Source organism: Amycolatopsis albidoflavus (assembly GCF_039525725.1).
In the GTDB taxonomy this organism is placed as follows: domain Bacteria; phylum Actinomycetota; class Actinomycetes; order Mycobacteriales; family Pseudonocardiaceae; genus Amycolatopsis; species Amycolatopsis albidoflava.
In genome coordinates, this window is sequence record NZ_BAAAHV010000005.1 from 455,836 (window position 1) to 472,999 (window position 17,164).

Consider the following 17,164-nt stretch of genomic DNA (forward strand, 5'->3'; position numbering starts at 1 on the left):
GGCCCCCCAGGGCCGGGTGCACTGCCCCTCCGCACGCCGACTTAAAGGCGATCCCGCCGCGACGACGAAGTCGGCGCCATCAAACACAGCCTGCCGAGCCAACCCACCGACCCAGCCCCGACTAACTACTGATGCGCCTTAGCCGCCCTAAGCGCGATCCACTGCCGCATCGCATACTCAACCAACGTGATCAGCGTCTGCTTAGTAGATTCCCGCTCCCGTGCATCACACCGCACAATCGGGATACTCGAATCAATAGACAACGCCTCGCGCACATCATTGATGTCGTGCTCCAGCACTCCATCAAACGTGTTCACGCCAACGATGTACGGCAACCCGCGATCCTCGAAAAAGTCGATCGGCGCGAACGAATCCGCCAACCGCCGAGTGTCCGCGAGCACGACCGCCCCGATCGCACCGCGCACCAGGTCGTCCCACATGAACCAGAACCGCTGCTGGCCGGGCGTGCCGAACAGGTAGAGGATCAGGTCCGCGTCGAGCGAGACGCGGCCGAAGTCCATGGCGACCGTGGTGGTGGTCTTGTACGGGGTCTGGTCGAGGTTGTCGATGCCGCGGCTGGCGTCGGTCATCATCGCCTCGGTGGTGAGCGGAACGATTTCCGACACCGAACCCACGAAGGTCGTCTTGCCCGCTCCGAAGCCGCCCGCCACCACGATCTTCGCCGATGTCATGGTCGGGGGCGCGGTTTCCCGCGGTGCCTTAAAGCCGACGGAGTCCACTCAAAACCCTTTCCATCAACATCAAGTGTGCTTCGGCGCCGTCCTGGCCCGAGATCGTCCGGTGCACGGTGACGAGGCCGGCGTCGGCCGCGTCGCTGATCAGCACCCGTGCCACCCCCAGCGGCACTGACAGCACCGCGGCGATCTCCGCCACCGAACGCGGGGTCCGGCACGATTCCATGATCGAGATGCTCTCGATCTGTTCCGCCGCCGCCTGGGGGAAGCCCCCCGCGGCGACATGGTCTTTGGTGGAGATCAGGGTCTCCAGTTCGAGCGCGTAGTTCGCCCGGGTGCGCCCGCCGGTGAGAGCGTACGGGCGCACGATCGACGTCTCCTCGGCCGGGTCCACCCGATCGTGGCGCTCGGGGCGGACGATCGCCGACGGCATCGAGAACTCGCCGCTCGGCGGTCCCGGGTCGAAGAGCCCGCCTGGTCTGGGGCCGTCGGAGTCCGTACTGCCCGGTGGAGAGACGAGAGAGGTCACACCATCTCCTTGGTCGGCCGGCGGCACAGGGGCCGGCGGCGGGTCCGCTGCCGCGTGCGCTCCCGCGGCGGGCGGCGCTGGGGACTGGGATTCCTTCGTTTCTTTGCCGCTCTTCTTCCGTTTTCTGCGCGAGCGGCCCGAATCAAGGCTGAACCCGTTGAGGACGTCGGCGAACGTGCCGTCGTCCCCGGCGGCGGGCTCCTCCCCGCGCGGGGGCTCGCCGCCGGTACCGGGCTCTTCGCCGAACAATCCGGACCCCTGGCTCATCGCGCCATCATCCCACCGGTTCGCCGATCAGCGAGCCCCCGGCGCCCTGCAGCTGCGCGCGCAGCTCGGGGGTCAGGATCTGGCCGACGCGGTCGACGAGCATGGTCATCTCGTAGGCGACCTGCCCGATGTCGCAGTTGGGCGCGGCGAGGATCGCCAGGCAGGAGCCGTCGCTGATGGACATCAGCACCATGATGCCGAGTTCCATCTCGACGACGGTCTCGCGCACCGAGCCTGCCTCGAAGCACCGGGCGGCGCCCTGGGTGAGGCTGACGAGCCCGGACGCCACGGCGGCGAGCTGGTCGGCGCGGTCGAGCGGCAGCCGGTTGGAGGCCGTCAGCAGGAGACCGTCGGCCGACACGACGACCGCGTGCGCGACGCCCGGGACGCGGTCGGCGAAGTCGTTCACCAGCCAGCCGAACTGGTTCTGCTGCGGCTGGGCCGCATTCGGCGAGGTCATTCACCCTCCAATGTTTCGTGGTTCGTCTCAGCGGCCTGCGCGGTGCGGTGCCTGCCGCGCTGGATCCCCTGCTGGAAACTGCTCAGGCGACCGCGCACGTCGTGCGCGTCGCGGGACGGACGGGGGCTCGCCGACCCGGCGGGCGGCGGTGCGCTGCCGGGAAGCAGTTGTTCGCCCCGGCGGCGCCGAGGCAATCCTGCCGAAGTGAAGGAAGCGGGCGTCGACTGGGACACCGACTGGACTGTCCGCCACCCTTCGTCGGAACCGAAGTTCCACTCAGCGGTAGCTTCGGCAGGATCTGGGGCGGGACTCGCCGAACCGTCGGAACCGGCTGGCCCAGAAGGCACCGAGGGCGCCTGCGGGGCGTCCTGCCCGGCGGAGGACTGCCGCGACGGAGCCTGTCCCGGCACCAGCGGCTGACCCCAGAGCCCGGTCTTGGCCGGAGCCTGTCCCGGAGTCCCAGCCTGTGCCGGAGTCCCGGCCTGGCTCGGCATTCCGGACTGGCTCGGCGACGCGGTCGGTCCGGACGTTCCCGCCTGGCTCGGCGACGCGGTCTGTCCAGGCGTTCCGGACTGTGCCGGAAGGTTCTGGCCCGGCACCCGGGTCTGCCCCAGTCCGCCGGCCAGCCCCTGCGCCGAAGCCGGAGCCGAAGCGGCGGGAGTCGCCGGAGCCTGGTCCGCCGTCGGGCCGGACTGCGCCGCGTTCTCCGTCGGCTGTCCCGGCGCGGCGGCCGGGGACTGCGTGGCGCTGCGCCACGTCGTCAGCGGCGAAGCCTTGCCCGGCACCGGGTTCTCCGCGGGCGTGCCCCACAGCGAGGTCTGCTCCGTGCCCTGCGGCGAAGCAGGCGGTGCCGATGCCTGTCCGTTCGCCGAAGCGGCGTCCGTCTTCTCCGGCGCCGCGGTCTGGCCGTTCGCCGAAGCCTGCGCCGCCTGCGACGCGGGAGTCTGTCCCGTGCCGGAGACCGCCGCTTCGAGCCCGGCGACTGCCGCCGGGACCTGGTTCGGGTCGGCGGTCGGCGGAGCGGGCGGGAGGCTGCTCGCGCCCTTGCGGCGGGTCGGCAGGTTGTCCGGCTTGTCCGGCCGGACGCCCCGGTTCGGTTGCGGCGCGGGCAGTTCCGTGCGCTCGGCGGCGGACTGGCGCGGCCATCCGCCGTCCGGGTCGAACGCGGGGGGCACGGCCGGGACGGGAGCCGTCTCGTCCGGCGAGTCCGCGTCCGCGGGCCGTCCGCCGAAGCCGGCGGGCGCGTCCGTCTCGCCGGATCCCGGCTGGCCGCCGAAGGAACCGGCCGAACCCGGGGTGCGCTGCGGCATCCCGCCGGGACGGTTCTGGTCCGCGGGAACGCCGAACGCGCCCGCGACCGTCTGCCGACGCCGGGTCGCCGCGTCGTGGGCGCGAGCCCGCTCCGGCGACGTCGTGGCGCTCGTGGCGTCCGCGACACCGGTGGTACCGGAATCCGCGGTGCCGCCAGTGCTTTCCGGCTCCGTCCCGCGAACTTCCTGCCGACCCCGCGTGACGCCGCGCTGGAAGCTGTTCAGCCGCCCCCGCACGTCCGCCGGGTCGCGGACCGGGAGGTCCAGGAGACCCTTGCCCGGCGCTTCCGCCGGGGGCACCGCCGGTTCCGGCGCGGCGCTGCCCGGCATGAGCTGTTCGCCGCGGCGGCGCCGGGGCAGGCCCGACTTGGTGAACGAGTTCGGCTCCACTTGGGACAGTGCCTGCACTGTCCGCCAGTTTTCGTCGCTCGCGAAATCCCAGTTGCGCTGCTGCTGTTCCTCGTCCGCTTCCGGTTCCGCGGCGGACTTGCCCGGCGCCGACGAAGCGGGCGAAGCGGCCGGAGCGGCGGCGGGCGGGGGCTGTGCGGGCGAACGGAACCAGGCCGACAGCATCTCGTCGAAGATCGGCGTGTTCTCGATCGTCGTCTCGGCCGCGGACGGCGGCGGGACCTCCGGCACCTGCTGCGCGGCCTGGTTCCACCAGTCGCTCAGCGTCGTCGCGTTGGCCGCGGAGAAGAGGTCCTTGCCCGAGGGCAGTTCGCCGTCGCGCTCGTCGCGGGTTTCCGCGGCCGGTTCCGGTTCGGGACGCGGCGGCGGGACGTCGACGGTCTGCGGCAGCTTCGGCGCGGGCGGCGGCGGGGCGGGCGTGTCGTCGTCGCGCGGGATCGGGCTGAACAGCGCGGTGCCGGACACCTCGAGGTCGGACGGCGGACGCGCGACCTTGTCCCCGGAGAAGCCCGCGAGATCGCCTGCCGACGGCCAGCGCTGGGTTTCCTCGGAGTTGCTTCCCTGCTGCGGAACGAGACCCGGCACGGCCGACCCGTTGGTCGAACGCTGGCGCCGGGGCAGCCCGCCCGGCGCGACGGGCGGCGCGGCGAGGCTCGCCTTGGGCCCGGGCAGCTGGCCGGGTTCGGACCGGTCGCCCGGCACGGTGGCCAGGCCGGTCATCACCAGCTCCGGCGGCACGACCACGGTGGCCCGCACGCCGACGATGTCCTTGCCGCCGTGCAGCGAAACGCCGATGCGGTGGCGCCCGGCGAGGCGGCCGACCACGAACAGGCCCATCCGGCGCGAGGTCGCGAGGTCGACCGAGCCCGAGTCGGTGAGCCTGCCGTTGGCCTCCACCACCTCGTACTCGTTCATGCCGATGCCCTTGTCGAGGATGTCGACGTTGAGCGAACCGTCCTCGGCGAGCCGCGTCGCGACCGTCACCTGGGTTTCCGGCGCGGAGAACGCGGTCGCGTTGTCCAGCAGCTCAGCGATGAGGCGCTGGACGTCGCTCGCGGCGAACCCGACGATCTTCACCGCGGGCGGGTGCTGCACCGAAACCCGCTGGTACTGCTCGATTTCCGACACCGCGGCGCGCAGCACGTCGTGCGTGGCGACCGGCTGGCCGGAACGGCGGCCCGGCTCGGCGCCGGAGAGGACCATCAGGTTCTCGTTGTTGCGCCGCATCCGGGTGGCGAGGTGGTCCAGCTGGAACAGCGTGGCGAGCTGGTCGGCGTCTTCCTCGTCGCGCTCCAGCCGCTCGATCAGCTGCAGCTGCCGCTGCACGAGGCTCTGGCTGCGCCGCGACAGGTTGACGAACACGCTGGAGTAGCCGGCGCGCATCGCGGCCTGTTCGGTCGCGAGCCGCAGCGCCTGGCTGTGCACCTTCTCGAACGCCCGCGCGACCTCGCCGACCTCGTCCTGCACCTGGACCGGCACCGGCTCGACCTCGACGCTCTGCGCGCGGCCCTCCTGGATGTTGCGGACCGCCTCGGGCAGGTCCTTCTCCGCGACGTCCAGCGCGCTGCGGCGCAGCACCTTCAGCGACCGCAGCAGCTGGCGGGCGATGACGAACACGACCGCGGCGGCGGCGGCGAGCGCCGCGAACAGCAGCACGGCCAGCAGACCGGCGCTGCTGCCGGCGTCCTCGACGAGCGAGGACGACGCCGCGGTGAGGTCGGTGCTCATCCGGCCGGAGACCTCGGCCAGCTGCGAGACCACCGCGTTCGAGGCGTTGTTCCACTCTTGCGGCGAAATCCGCTTGAGCGCGTCGTCGGTGGAGACGCCCTGCCCGCCGAGCACGGTGCCGAGCATCCGCTTGCGGTCATAAGAGGTGTCCGGCTTGAGCGTGCTCTCGAAGTCGAGACGCTGCGGCGCGGTGGCGGCGGCGTTGAAGTCGGCGACGCGGTCGTCGAAACGCAGCTCCGCGTCGCGCACGTCGCTCAGCTGCTGCGGGGTGAGCGTGCCGGCGGAGATGCCGTAGCCCACCAGGGACTGGGTGACCGACACCTGTTCTTTGGCGGCTTCGAGGTCGTGCAGCGCGCTCGGGGTGCTGCCGAGCGCGTCGGCGCTCGCGCCCGCCGACACCGCGGTGTCGGCGCCGATCAGCGCGCTGGTGACGGCGTTGTAGTCGCCGACGGCCTCGGCCGCGTTCAGCAGGCCGGCCCCGACCTGCTGGCGGATCACCGCGATCTCGTTGACCTGCGCGGTCGCCGAGTTCACCGCGCCGGACACGCTCGAGCCGTCGGCCCCGACCCGGGCGGCCGCCTCGGTGAACGGCGCGACCGCCGCGTCGGTGGCCGCGCGGGCGGCCTTCAGTTCGGGGGTGACGCCCGAGGTGCCCGCGATGAGCTGGGAGGCGGTCTGCGTGCGTTCGCGCTGCAGCCCGTCGGTGAGCGCGCGCAGCTGGGTGCTCAGCGCGACGAGCCGGTCGATCCGCTGGTAGTCGCTCGAGCGCGAGACCTGGCCCGCGATGGCGGTGATGCCGAGGACGAGCGCGAGCACGATGGGGACGATCGTGACCGCGGACAGCTTGACCGGCAGGCTCCAGTCCCGCCAGCGCAACGCCGCCCGCCAGCCCGACGACGAGCGCGGCCGCTTGGGCGGGCGGCCGAGCAGCTTCTCCACAGGCACTTGGCCTTCTCCTGCAACGGTCACGAAAGTGACTCCCTGTCCGGCGTCGTGGCGGCCCGTCGGCGGTTCCCGCGGTTCTGTCCGCTCCCGGTGCGCGATGCGCTCCCGGGGCGGAGCCCCGCGGTCCGTCTGCCCGCGCGTCCGACCGGTGGCGGGCACGACTCGGCCGATCCTTCACCGGTCCGGGAGACGATCGGCTTCCCGGGACTATGCACGTGCACGACGCAACTTGCGGACTGCACGGCGGTGGTCGAGATCAACTTGTCTGCGCCTATCGATCGCTGCGGGCGGCTGGGGCCAAAGAATCGTACACCAATCGCCGCCTGCGTTATTGCGTTCCGCATCGGGGGGCTGACCTGGGAAAATAGTCGAACCGCACGAACTCGGAGCCGCGGATTCGCACACGATCGCCCGCCGCGGGAATTCCGGTTACCCGGTGCTCTCGGCCTCGGCGTCCGGCCGTCACCCGATTAGCCCACACAGGGTAAGCGACACCCTCGATGGGACTACGCTCCGTGCCCCCATCGAGTGGGTGCGCCCCGAAGTTGAACCCGATGTTGTGGAGATGCAGCGACGCGCCGCTCGACCCGGTGATTTTTGCCAGCCTCCCTTCCCTGCCTGGGAATCCCCGCCCGGCCGCGGACCTGCCCGCCGAAGCGGAGCGGCCGCCCCGCCCGGCGGCTACGACCGGTCACCGTATTGGATCTTGACCGGCCCGTCACTCCGCCATCTGCCGCAACCCGGACCACTCTCGGCAACTCCCCGTGACACGGGTGCTCACTATTCCGAGTGATCAGCCTGTGATCTGCCCGGACGCGCCGTTTCGCGCTATTTCCCGGGCGAAAAGGAATTTCCGGTGCCCTCGCGAACCGGCTTTTTCCGCGTTCCGGCGGCGTCGTTACTATGGCCGCCTCCCAGTCCGCAAGGGCGATCCGGGCGCTTTCTCGAACGCCGCCCGGCGCCATCCACCGCGCAAGTTGCCGGAGGCAGCCATGCACAACGTCGCGCGCACCACCGGACCGGCCGCCTCGGCCGAGGACACCGGTCAGATGCCCGCGCTGTTCGACCGCGAAGGAGGCGACGCCGCCCCAAGCGGCAGGCGCCGCAAGCGCGGCCCGGACTACGAGCAGATCCAGCGCAGCCCCCAGTTCCGCTCGCTGCGCAGCCGCTTCCGCCGGTTCGTGTTCCCGATGAGCGTCGGGTTCTTCGTCTGGTACCTCGTCTACGTCGTGCTCGCCGCCTACGCGAGCGACTTCATGAGCACGCCGGTCTTCGGCCTGGTCAACGTCGGCATGCTGCTCGGCCTCGGCCAGTTCGTCACCACCGCGGCTATCACCGCGCTGTACGTCCGCTTCGCCGACCGCGAGATGGATCCGCGCGCCGCCGAGATCCGCGCGCAGAACGCCGTCACGGAAGGAACCCCTCAGTGACCCTCGCGACCACCACGTCGCTCGCCGAAGGAGCTTCGGCGAGCAACCCGTTGATCAACACCGGGGTGTTCGCGCTGTTCGTCGCGATCACCCTGTTCGTGGTCTACCGCGCGGGCAACCGCCGCTCGTCCACGTCGGGCTACTACACCGCCGACAGCGCCTTCACCGGACGGCAGAACGGCGTCGCGCTCTCCGGCGACTTCCTGTCCGCGGCCTCGTTCCTCGGCATCGCCGGCGCGATCGCGATCAACGGCTACGACGGCTTCCTCTACTCCATCGGCTTCCTCGTCGCGTGGCTCGTCGACCTGCTGCTGCTCGCGGAGCTGCTGCGCAACACCGGCCGCTTCACCATGGGCGACGTGCTCAGCTTCCGGATGAAGCAGCGTCCGGTGCGCGCCGCGTCGGCCACGTCGACGCTGGTGATCTCCTTCTTCTACATGCTCGCGCAGATGGCGGGCGCGGGCGGCCTGGTCGCGCTGCTGCTGGACGTCCACTCCAAGTGGGGCCAGGCGCTGGTGATCACCGTGGTCGGGCTGGTGATGATCTCCTACGTGCTGCTCGGCGGCATGAAGGGCACCACCTGGGTGCAGATCATCAAGGCCACCATCCTGCTCACCGCGGCCTCGCTGATCACCGTGTTCCTGATGGGCAAGTACGGCTTCAACTTCTCGAGCCTGCTGCGCGCGGCCACCGACCACAGCCCGATGGGCAAGGACCTGCTCTCCCCCGGCGGCTCCTACGGCAAGAACGGGACCACGAAGCTCGACTTCGTGTCGCTGTCGCTGGCACTGGTGCTCGGCGTCGCTTCGCTGCCGCACGTGCTGATGCGCTTCTACACCGTGCCGAACGCCCGCGAGGCGCGCCGCTCGGTGGTGTGGGCGACCGCGTGCATGTTCGTGTTCTACCTGTGCACGCTGGTGATCGGCTTCGGCGCGGCGGCGATCGTCGGACCGGACGAGATCAAGGCCGCGCCCGGCGGCGAGAACTCGGCCGCGCCGCTGCTGGCCCTGCACGTGGGCGGGACGGTGCTGCTCGGCATCATCTCGGCGGTCGCGTTCGCGACGATCCTCGCCGTGGTGGCCGGGCTGACGCTGACCGCGTCCGCCTCGTTCGCGCACGACGTCTACGCGAACGTCATCAAGCGCGGCAAGGCGGAGCCGGAGGACGAGGTCCGGGTCGCCCGGCTGACCGCGGTCGTGATCGGCGTGTTCGCCATCGTCGGCGGCATCCTCGCCAACGGACAGAACATCGCGTTCCTCGTGGCGCTCGCGCTCGCGGTGGCGGCGTCGGCGAACCTGTCGACGCTGCTGTACTCGCTGTTCTGGAAGCGGTTCAACACCACCGGGACTCTGTGGAGCATCTACGGCGGGCTCATCGCGTGCGTCGTGCTGGTGCTGTTCTCGCCGGTGGTGTCGGGTGCGCCGGACTCGATCTTCCCGAGCGTCGACTTCCACTGGTTCCCGCTGAAGAACCCGGGCCTGGTGTCGATCCCGGTATCGTTCCTGTGCGGCGCGATCGGCACGTTCGTCGGCCGCTCGAAGGGCGACCCGGCCAAGCACGCGGAGATGGAGGTCCGGTCGCTGACCGGCATCGGCTTCGGCTCCTGACCCGCCGAGCACGAAAAAACCGCGGCACCCGAACTTCCGGGCGCCGCGGTTTTTTTACTGCTCAGAAGACGTCGCGCCCGGCCTGCACGCGGTGGGTCACCCGGCGTTCGACGACGAACGACACGAACGGGACGCACCCGGCCAGCAGCACCAGGACGGTGCTCTTGATCGACCAGCGGGCCTTGATCGCGAGGTCGATGGTGAGCACCAGGTAGATCATGTAGAGCACGCCGTGGATCGGCGAGTACACCTGCGCGGGCGTCGCGTTGCCGAAGCCGTACTCGATGATCATGGTGGCGCAGAGGGCGAGCAGGCCGACGCCGGTCACGTACGCGCTGGCGCGGAACCGGGTCAGCGAGCCGGACACCTTCGACTGGCGGGTCGGGGCGGCACCGTCGGTGCTGGTCGTCATGGGAGCGTCCTCATTTCCGCGGGCGTTCAGGACTGCTGGTCGCGGGCGTTGAGCTCGCGCAGGTAGCGGTTGTAGGCGGCGAGTTCGTCGTCTTCTTCGACGGGAGCCGCGGCCGGTCGCGGAGCGGGCACGCGAACCGGCTCCGGTGCTGTCCGCCCGGCCTGGCCCGCGGCTTCCTCCTCGCGTTCGCGCAGCTTCTTGATGCGCCAGAACATGAACGCGGGGAAGAGCCCGAAAAGCGGCCATTGCAGCACGTAGCCGAGGTTCTGGAAGGTGCCGGTGGCGGACGTGAACCGGTCCCACTGCCACCAGGCCAGCCCGCAGCACAACGCCAGGCTCACGACGCTCGTGGCGACGATCATGAGCCGGCGCCCGAGCGGGGACACGGCCGGGCCGGGATCTGCAGGCACGGTATCGACGCTAGCACTGGCGCGAGGAAGCGTTGCTGAGAGGCGGCGAGGTCGTGACCGGGGCCCCACCCGGCACTCGCCGGCCGATTCGCCGCGGCTGAGGTGCCGAAGCCGGCTTCGGACGGATCCCTCGAGCACTGCTCGCGCCGGGACGGCTTCGCTGCTTTGCCCGGACTCTCAGCTCGGGCAAACGCCCCCAATGCCACATTCGGTGCATGCCACGCACCGAACGCCACATTCGGTGCGTCCAGCGCACCCAATGCCGCATTGGGGCTTTCCCGGGTGCGCGGTGTGCGGAGGCTCGCCGTCGCGATGCCCGCCAGAGCGGTTCGGGACACCGGCTGGCAAGACGGGTCACATGCCCTCCCTCCCGCGGAAGTCCGTGAAGGGCTCCTTGAGGGAATCTGATTCCCTCAAGGAGCCCTTCACGGACCTCGGCATCGCGCACCCGGCTCGTCGGCAGGGCGAGCGAACTGCTGAGCCGACCTCGCTTGGGCGGTCGAGCGGGCCGGAGGCGAGGAGCTGGGCGGGAATCCAAGTCCGTGAAGGTTCCCCTCACGGACTTGGGTCGGAGAAGCAGGCCGGGAGGGTGGCGAGCGGTCAGCCCGCTTGCACCTTTTGCGCCGCCTTCGCGTAACCGTCGGCCAGGCCGAAGACCTTCTGCGCGTACTCCGTCGAGTTGTTGTACGACAGGATCCCCGCCCACCATCCCGCCGGGCTGGCCATGTCGCGGCCGCCCGCGCACAGGTAGCGGGCGGCGGTGAGGGCGGCGTCGTCGATTTGCTGCGGGTCGGCGCGGCCGTCGCCGGTGGCGTCGGACGCCCATTTCCGCCAGGTGCTCGGGATGAACTGCATGGGGCCGACCGCGCGGTCGGCGACCGGGTCGCCGTCGAGCTGGCCGCCGTCGGTGTCGCTGATCGCGCGGACGCCGGAGGAACCGTCGAGCGGGACGCCGATGATCGGCTTCGACGGGCGGCCGTCCGCGCCGAGGACCGCTCCGCCGTACTGGCCGTGGTTGGACTCGATGCGGCCGATGCCGGCGAGCGTCGCCCAGGAGATGTGGCAGCCGCGGTCGACCTCGCGCATCGCGAGTTCCGCGTTGCCGTACGCGCGCACCGCGCGGGCCGGGATGCCGGTGGCCGGCCCGACCTTGTCCGCCCAGGCCTGCAGCGGGTCGCCGCCGGTCGGGCGCGCCGACTGCGGCGCCGTGCCCTGGTCCGCCGCCCCGCCCGCGGCGACGGCGCTGACCGGAGCGATCGAACCGGGTTTGACGTCGACCGCCTTGACGCTCAGCGCCGGGATGTCCGTCGTGGTGGGGCTGGCTGCCGGGGCGGCCGCCCTGGTGACGATCCAGACCCCGCCGCCCGCGACCGAGAGCACCGCGACGACGACGGCGAGCCGCACCGCGAGCGCGGCACCGTGACCGCGGCGGGCGGGCGAGGGGGCGGCAGCGGGAGCCGCGGTCTCGTCCCCGGTCGGCGCGGTGTCGGGGGTCTGTCCGGTGGCGGGCACGAAACTCCGGTCCTCCAGCATGGCTTGGGGTTCGCAACACTCAACGAGCCCGCGCAGGTTAGCGTTACGCACGCGTCGCCAGGTTCCCCGCCACGCCGGTTCACCCGGCCGGGTAATCGAGTTCCGTCAGGTGGACGGTTGACGCCACACAAACACCACGAGCCCCACGCCGAGGGGATGTTCGCGGACCGGCCGCAAGCACTTCCGCTGCTGCTGAGGTGCTGCGGATTTCGGTTCGCCGACCAGCGATGCGGTCTGGCCGGGGCAGGCTTTCGCCGCGCTTCGACCGCCGAAGTGGCACCGGCCGCAAGAGCAGCGTCGAGGTAAGCGACGGCGTTGGCAGGCTGGGAAACGATGCGGTGTTGGGCTTCAGCCAGGCAACACCGGCTGAAAAGAATTCCGCCGCTCCCGGAAGACCCGTCGACGAGCACTTCCACCGCGCCGCGACAGCCGCTTCGCCGTGTTGCCTGGCCGATTCACCGACCAGGCAACACAGCTGCCAAACAGGCTTCAGTGACCGCGCGAGCCGCGCGAAACCACGAGAGAGTGCGGAACTTCCGCGAAGAGCGGCCGCCCGGGAATCCGCGGGCGGTCCGGCGAACCGTCAGGCAGGCTTCTGCTGCCGTGCCAGCCGCGCGACGCACCACGCGGGCGCGCTGCCGCGGCGGAGATGCTGCAGCACCGTCATCGGGCCGAGCCGCCGCGCCAGGTCGGACGGCGCGAGACCGGCCGCCCGGTAGTCCAGTGCCCGCTGGTCGAGCGGGCTGATGCCGGCGTCCCACCACTGCTGGGCTTCGGCGACGTCGCCGACCATCTGCCACCAGCCCGCGGCGGCGACGAGCAGTTCCTCCGGAACCTCCGGCAGCCGGGCGCGCATCGCGTCGAGGTAGCCGGGGTCGGCGGCCTCGACCGGGGCCCAGCGGGCGGGTCCGGACCGGGCGCGCTGGCCGGGAATGCCGGGCGGAGCGGCCGGCGCGTCGGCCAGCCAGGCCGAGGCGATGCGATCGACCTCCTGCTCCTCAGGGGTCTTCTCGCGCTCGGCCGACCACTGCCGGATCAACGCGTCCACTCCGGGATCTCCGGTCATCCCTGCCTCCTCATCGGTCCCCGACGGGCAGGCCTTTCGACCGCCTGCCCCGTTGCGCGTCCACGACTGGCACCCCACGCGTGACCGGGCCGAATACCCGCCGTGACCCGGTTCCCGGGGGACCGGAGAACCGGCTGATCACGCAATGTGAGCACCGTAGGGCGGCACCTGCTTTCTCCGCCATACCCCGGGCCCCGGAAATTCCGTGACCAGGAGGTTTCAGGGGCCAATCCACCCGGATGGTCGAGCGAAGTGCCCGAATCCCGGGATCCAGTGACAATGCGTGACTAGCTGGCCGGACGGACGCGCGGAGGCGTCCCGGCGAGAAGGAAAAGCCGGGTCAGGCGAAGAGGCTCTTGAAGAAGGTGACGATCGCTTCGGCGCCGTCCTTGAGCCAGCCGAGCACGCGGTGCACGAAGGCCGCGGAGTTCGTGGGCTGCGTGATCAGGAAGAACAGCACGAGCGCGACCACTCCGACGACGACGATCTTCTTCAGGCCGCTCGACATGGTTTCGTTCCCCTCCGCTCACCCGGCCTCCGGTCGGACGCCGGCCCCGCCTCGGCAGAGTCGGCTCCCACTGTAGTGACGACGCGGCGGAATGGCCCGTCGCAGGCCCCGATCCAGCCAGAAAGCTCACGGTCGGGTGACGACGGTCACCAACGGGTGATCAAGTCCCGCGCGGCACCCCGGTAGGCTCCGCCGATGGACGACGGCGCAGTGACTCTCCGCCCCGTGCGCGAGTCCGACCTCGGTCTGTTGGAGGCGCTGACCAACGACCCGGAGACGGTCGGCGAGCACCAGTGGTTCGGCTGGCACGACCCCGGCTACATCCGACGGCTCTGGCGCGAAAACGGCATGCTGACCACCGACAACGGCATGCTCGTCCCCACGCTCGACGAACGCCCGCTCGGGCTCGTGTCGTGGCATCGCACGCGGACCGGCCCGCACACTTACTGCTGGAACATCGGCATGGTCCTGCTTCCGGAGGCGCGCGGGCACGGCCTCGGCGCACAGGCGCAGCGGGAACTCGTGCGCTACCTGTTCGCGCACACGCAGTTCAACCGCGTCGAAGCCAGCACCGAGGTCGGCAACCGGGCCGGGCAGCGTTCGCTGGAGAAGGCCGGGTTCACCCGCGAGGGGATCCTGCGCGGGTTCGATTTCCGCGACGGCCAGTGGCGCGATCACATCCTTTACTCGGTGATCCGGTCCGATCTGCCGTCGTGACGGCGGCAACTCGGCCGCGCGGGGTTCGTGCCGAGCAATCGCCTTCGCCGGGCACGAACCTCGCGTCGAGCGCTGAGGCCGACACTCACAAGATCGCGCCCGCCTCCCGCAGCGCCGCGACCCCAGCGTCGTCGTAACCCAGCTCCGCCAGCACTTCCGCGGTGTCCGAGCCCTTCTCGTGCGGCGCTTCCGGCGTGGCGGCGGGCGTCCGGCCGAACCGCGGCGCCGGCGCGGGCTGCACCGTGCCGCCGATGTCCACGAACGTTCCGCGCGCCGCGTTCTGCGGATGCTCGGCGGCCTCCCACGGCGACAGCACCGCCGTGAGACACGCGTCGGTGCCTTCCGCTCGCGCGACCAGTTCGTCGCGCGTGAACCGGCCGACCGCTTCCTCCAGGATCTTGCGCAGCCGCGGCCACTGGCTCTGGTCGACGTGCATCGGCAGGTCCTCGTTCTCCAGCCCGAGCACCTTCACCAAGTCGGCCCAGAACCGCATCTCGATCGCGCCGATGGCGACGTACTTGCCGTCGGCGGTCTCGTAGGTGTCGTAGAACGGCGCACCGCCGTCGAGGAGGTTTTCGCCGCGCTCCCCCGGCCACACGCCTGCCGCGCGCATTCCGTGCAGGCTCGTGGTGAGCAGCGCGGCGCCTTCCACCATCGACGCGTCCACGACCTGCCCGCGCCCGGACGTCGTGCGCTCGTGCAGCGCGGCCAGCACGCCCATCGCGAGCATCAGGCCGCCCCCGCCGAAGTCGCCGACCAGGTTGAGCGGCGGCACCGGACGTTCGCCCGCCCGGCCGATCGGGTCGAGCGCGCCGGCGACGCCGATGTAGTTGATGTCATGCCCGGCCGCCGACGCGAGCGGACCGTCCTGACCCCAACCGGTCATCCGGCCGTATACGAGCCGCGGGTTGCGCGCTTGCACCTGCTCCGGACCGATGCCCATCCGCTCGGCGACGCCGGGCCGGAATCCTTCGATCAGCACGTCGGCGCTTTCGGCCAGTTTCAGCACCAATTCGACGCCCTCGGGCGTTTTCGTGTTCACGCCGACCGAACGCCTGCCGCGGGCGAGCGGATCGTTCGGGATGCCGAGCACGTCGGAGCCCGGGGTGGCGCGGTCGACGCGGATCACGTCGGCGCCGAGGTCGGCCAGGATCATGCAGGCGAACGGAGCCGGCGCGAGCCCGGCCAGCTCCACCACCCGCAGCCCGGCGAGCGGACCTTGCTTCACGGGTAAGTCCTTTCGCAGCAGCAGATTTCAGAGCGTGCGGGAGATGATTTCCTTCATGATCTCGCTGGTGCCGCCGAAGATCCGCGAGATCCGCACGTCCGCCCAGGCCCGCGCGATCGGGTACTCGGTCATGTAGCCGTAGCCGCCGAACAGCTGCAGGCAGTCGTCCACGACCTTGTTCACCCGCTCGGTCGTCCACAGTTTCGCCATGGCCGCGCCCTGCACGTCGAGTTCGCCGCGCAGGTGCCGTTCGATGCACTGGTCGAGGAACGCGCGCGACACCGCGGCTTCCGTCGCCGCTTCGGCGAGCTTGAACTTCGTGTTCTGGAAGTTGAAGATCGGGCGGCCGAACGCCGTGCGTTCCTTGGTGTAGTCGATGGTCAGGTTCACCGCGGCTTCCAGGCCCGCCACCGCGGTCACGGCGATGATCAGCCGTTCCTGCGGCAGCTGCAGCATCAGCTGGATGAAGCCCTGGCCCTCGGCGTCGCCGAGGAGGTTCGCGGCGGGCACGCGGACGTCGTCGAAGAACAGCTCGGCGGTGTCCTGTCCCTTGAGCCCGACCTTGTCGAGCACGCGGCCGCGGCGGAAGCCCGGGGTGTCGGTCTCGACCACGATCAGCGAGACGCCCTGCGCGCCCGCGTCCGGGTCGGTCTTGCACGCGACCACGACGAGGTCGGAGTGGAAACCGTTGGTGATGAAGGTTTTCGCGCCGTTGATCACGTAGTGGTCGCCGTCGCGGACCGCGCGCGTCTTGATGTTCTGGAGGTCTGAACCAGTGCCCGGTTCGGTCATCGCGACCGCGCCGACCATCTCGCCGGTGGCCATCTTCGGCAGCCACTCGCGCTTCTTTTCCTCCGACGCGTACGCCAGGATGTAGTGCGCCACGATTCCACTGTGGACGGTGACGCCCCACGCGCTGTCCCCGGCGCGGGCCTGCTCCTCGTACAGCACAGCCTCGTGCGCGAACGTGCCGCCGCCCCCGCCGTACTCCTCCGGGATCGACAGGCACAGCAGCCCGAGCTCGCCCGCCTTGGTCCAGATTTCCCGGTCGAGCTTCTTCTCCGCCGCCCAGCGCTCCTGGTTCGGCACGAATTCCTTCTGCAGGAACGACCGGGAAAGCTCCCGGAGGTCCTCGAGTTCGGTGGTGCTCCACGAGCTCTTCTGGGTCTGCAACGGCACGGCTGGGCCTCCCGCGAACTGGAAAACATGACGCTTGGCAGGTAAGTTCTGAGCGGAATGTACATCCCATCCGTCCGGTACGTAAAGCAGGAGCCGCGATGACTGAGGTCGCCCGGGGACACCGCACCCAGGCCGAACGCCGCGAGCAGACGCGCACCGCCCTGCTGGACGCGACGATCGACTGCCTGGTCGAGATCGGGTACTCGCGGGCTTCGGTGCAGGAGATCTGCACCCGCGCGGGCGTCTCGAAAGGCGCGGTGCAGCACTACTTCGCCACGAAAGCCGAACTGATGGCGGCCGCGGTCGAGCACCTCACCACCAAGCTGCGCACCCAGCTCGCCGCCTCGCTCGGCTCGCTGCCGGGCGGCGCGTCGGGCGTCGCGGCAGCGATCGACCTGCTGTGGGAGGGCTACTCGGGCACGCTGTCGACCGCGGTCACCGAGCTGTGGGTGGCCGCCCGCACCGACCCGGAACTGCGCGCGGCGATCCGCCCGGTCGACCGCGCCCTGGGCCGGGCGACGCTGGAGCACATCAGCGAAGTCGCCGGCGACCTGCCGAAAGAGCGCGCGGAGATGCTGTTCTGGCTCACCGTGAACCTCACCCGAGGCCTCGCCCTCGACGCCGAACTGGGCGGCGACCCGCGCCGGCGCCGTCAGCTGCTGGAGGAGTGGAAGCGGATCGCCGTACTGCTGTATTCGGGCGACTAGTTTCCATACCGCCGGTATGGTGTAC

General features: G+C 70.7%; 15 protein-coding genes. 4 read left to right on the top strand and 11 right to left on the bottom strand.

Features of this window, described 5'->3' with window-relative positions; genetic code table 11:
- Positions 1–125: 125 nt before the first annotated feature.
- The 4 genes from ABD156_RS06645 to ABD156_RS06660 are packed head-to-tail and all read right to left on the bottom strand — an operon-like array spanning position 126 to position 6,366.
- Positions 126–740 (bottom strand): GTP-binding protein, encoded by a 615-nt coding sequence (locus ABD156_RS06645; RefSeq protein WP_093574469.1) that lies wholly within the window; start codon positions 738–740, stop codon positions 126–128.
- Complete coding sequence (locus tag ABD156_RS06650; protein WP_344267783.1) at positions 721–1,491, bottom strand: DUF742 domain-containing protein; 771 nt, start codon at positions 1,489–1,491, stop codon at positions 721–723. The genes ABD156_RS06645 and ABD156_RS06650 overlap by 20 nt, the downstream gene beginning before the upstream one ends.
- A gap of 7 nt (positions 1,492–1,498) precedes the next feature.
- The gene (locus tag ABD156_RS06655) at positions 1,499–1,951 is read right to left on the bottom strand and encodes a roadblock/LC7 domain-containing protein (RefSeq protein WP_037809909.1); all 453 of its coding nucleotides are present in this window, start codon (positions 1,949–1,951) and stop codon (positions 1,499–1,501) included.
- The gene (locus ABD156_RS06660; protein ID WP_344267787.1) at positions 1,948–6,366 is read right to left on the bottom strand and encodes a sensor histidine kinase; all 4,419 of its coding nucleotides are present in this window, start codon (positions 6,364–6,366) and stop codon (positions 1,948–1,950) included. Before ABD156_RS06660 ends, ABD156_RS06655 begins: the two co-directional genes overlap by 4 nt.
- 968 nt (positions 6,367–7,334) lie before the next feature.
- Between ABD156_RS06660 and ABD156_RS06665 the strand changes: the two genes are divergently transcribed.
- Positions 7,335–7,772, top strand: a complete 438-nt coding sequence (locus ABD156_RS06665; RefSeq protein WP_344267789.1) for a DUF485 domain-containing protein — start codon at positions 7,335–7,337, stop codon at positions 7,770–7,772.
- Entirely contained in the window at positions 7,769–9,379 is a 1,611-nt protein-coding gene (locus ABD156_RS06670; protein ID WP_344267791.1) for a solute symporter family protein, read from the top strand. The genes ABD156_RS06665 and ABD156_RS06670 overlap by 4 nt, the downstream gene beginning before the upstream one ends.
- Positions 9,380–9,440: 61 nt before the next feature.
- Here the strand turns inward: ABD156_RS06670 and ABD156_RS06675 are convergent, their stop codons facing one another.
- The 5 genes from ABD156_RS06675 to ABD156_RS06695 all read right to left on the bottom strand — a co-directional run bounded on the left by ABD156_RS06675 (position 9,441) and on the right by ABD156_RS06695 (position 13,308).
- The gene (locus ABD156_RS06675; RefSeq protein ID WP_344267793.1) at positions 9,441–9,791 is read right to left on the bottom strand and encodes a DUF3817 domain-containing protein; all 351 of its coding nucleotides are present in this window, start codon (positions 9,789–9,791) and stop codon (positions 9,441–9,443) included.
- A 26-nt stretch (positions 9,792–9,817) separates the two neighbouring features.
- On the bottom strand, positions 9,818–10,153 hold the full coding sequence (locus ABD156_RS06680; protein ID WP_344268525.1) for a hypothetical protein: 336 nt from the start codon (positions 10,151–10,153) through the stop codon (positions 9,818–9,820).
- Between the two features lie 648 nt (positions 10,154–10,801).
- Positions 10,802–11,734, bottom strand: coding sequence for a lytic transglycosylase domain-containing protein (locus ABD156_RS06685; RefSeq protein WP_344268528.1), 933 nt, complete (start codon positions 11,732–11,734; stop codon positions 10,802–10,804).
- Between the two features lie 583 nt (positions 11,735–12,317).
- Positions 12,318–12,800 (bottom strand): hypothetical protein, encoded by a 483-nt coding sequence (locus ABD156_RS06690; protein ID WP_037713183.1) that lies wholly within the window; start codon positions 12,798–12,800, stop codon positions 12,318–12,320.
- Between the two features lie 340 nt (positions 12,801–13,140).
- Positions 13,141–13,308 (bottom strand): hypothetical protein, encoded by a 168-nt coding sequence (locus ABD156_RS06695; RefSeq protein WP_162836029.1) that lies wholly within the window; start codon positions 13,306–13,308, stop codon positions 13,141–13,143.
- A 195-nt stretch (positions 13,309–13,503) separates the two neighbouring features.
- Between ABD156_RS06695 and ABD156_RS06700 the strand changes: the two genes are divergently transcribed.
- Positions 13,504–14,025, top strand: a complete 522-nt coding sequence (locus tag ABD156_RS06700; RefSeq protein WP_344267797.1) for a GNAT family N-acetyltransferase — start codon at positions 13,504–13,506, stop codon at positions 14,023–14,025.
- Positions 14,026–14,110: 85 nt separating this feature from the next.
- Here ABD156_RS06700 and ABD156_RS06705 read toward each other — a convergent pair whose 3' ends face one another.
- Positions 14,111–15,253 (bottom strand): CaiB/BaiF CoA transferase family protein, encoded by a 1,143-nt coding sequence (locus ABD156_RS06705; RefSeq protein WP_344267799.1) that lies wholly within the window; start codon positions 15,251–15,253, stop codon positions 14,111–14,113.
- 27 nt (positions 15,254–15,280) lie between these two features.
- The gene (locus ABD156_RS06710) at positions 15,281–16,432 is read right to left on the bottom strand and encodes an acyl-CoA dehydrogenase family protein (protein ID WP_116206670.1); all 1,152 of its coding nucleotides are present in this window, start codon (positions 16,430–16,432) and stop codon (positions 15,281–15,283) included.
- Positions 16,433–16,530: 98 nt separating this feature from the next.
- Here ABD156_RS06710 and ABD156_RS06715 point away from each other — a divergent pair, with 98 nt between their 5' ends.
- Positions 16,531–17,139 carry a TetR/AcrR family transcriptional regulator gene (locus ABD156_RS06715; protein ID WP_344267802.1) on the top strand — a complete coding sequence of 203 codons (609 nt, stop codon included), beginning with the start codon at positions 16,531–16,533 and terminating at the stop codon, positions 17,137–17,139.
- Positions 17,140–17,164 lie beyond the last annotated feature (25 nt).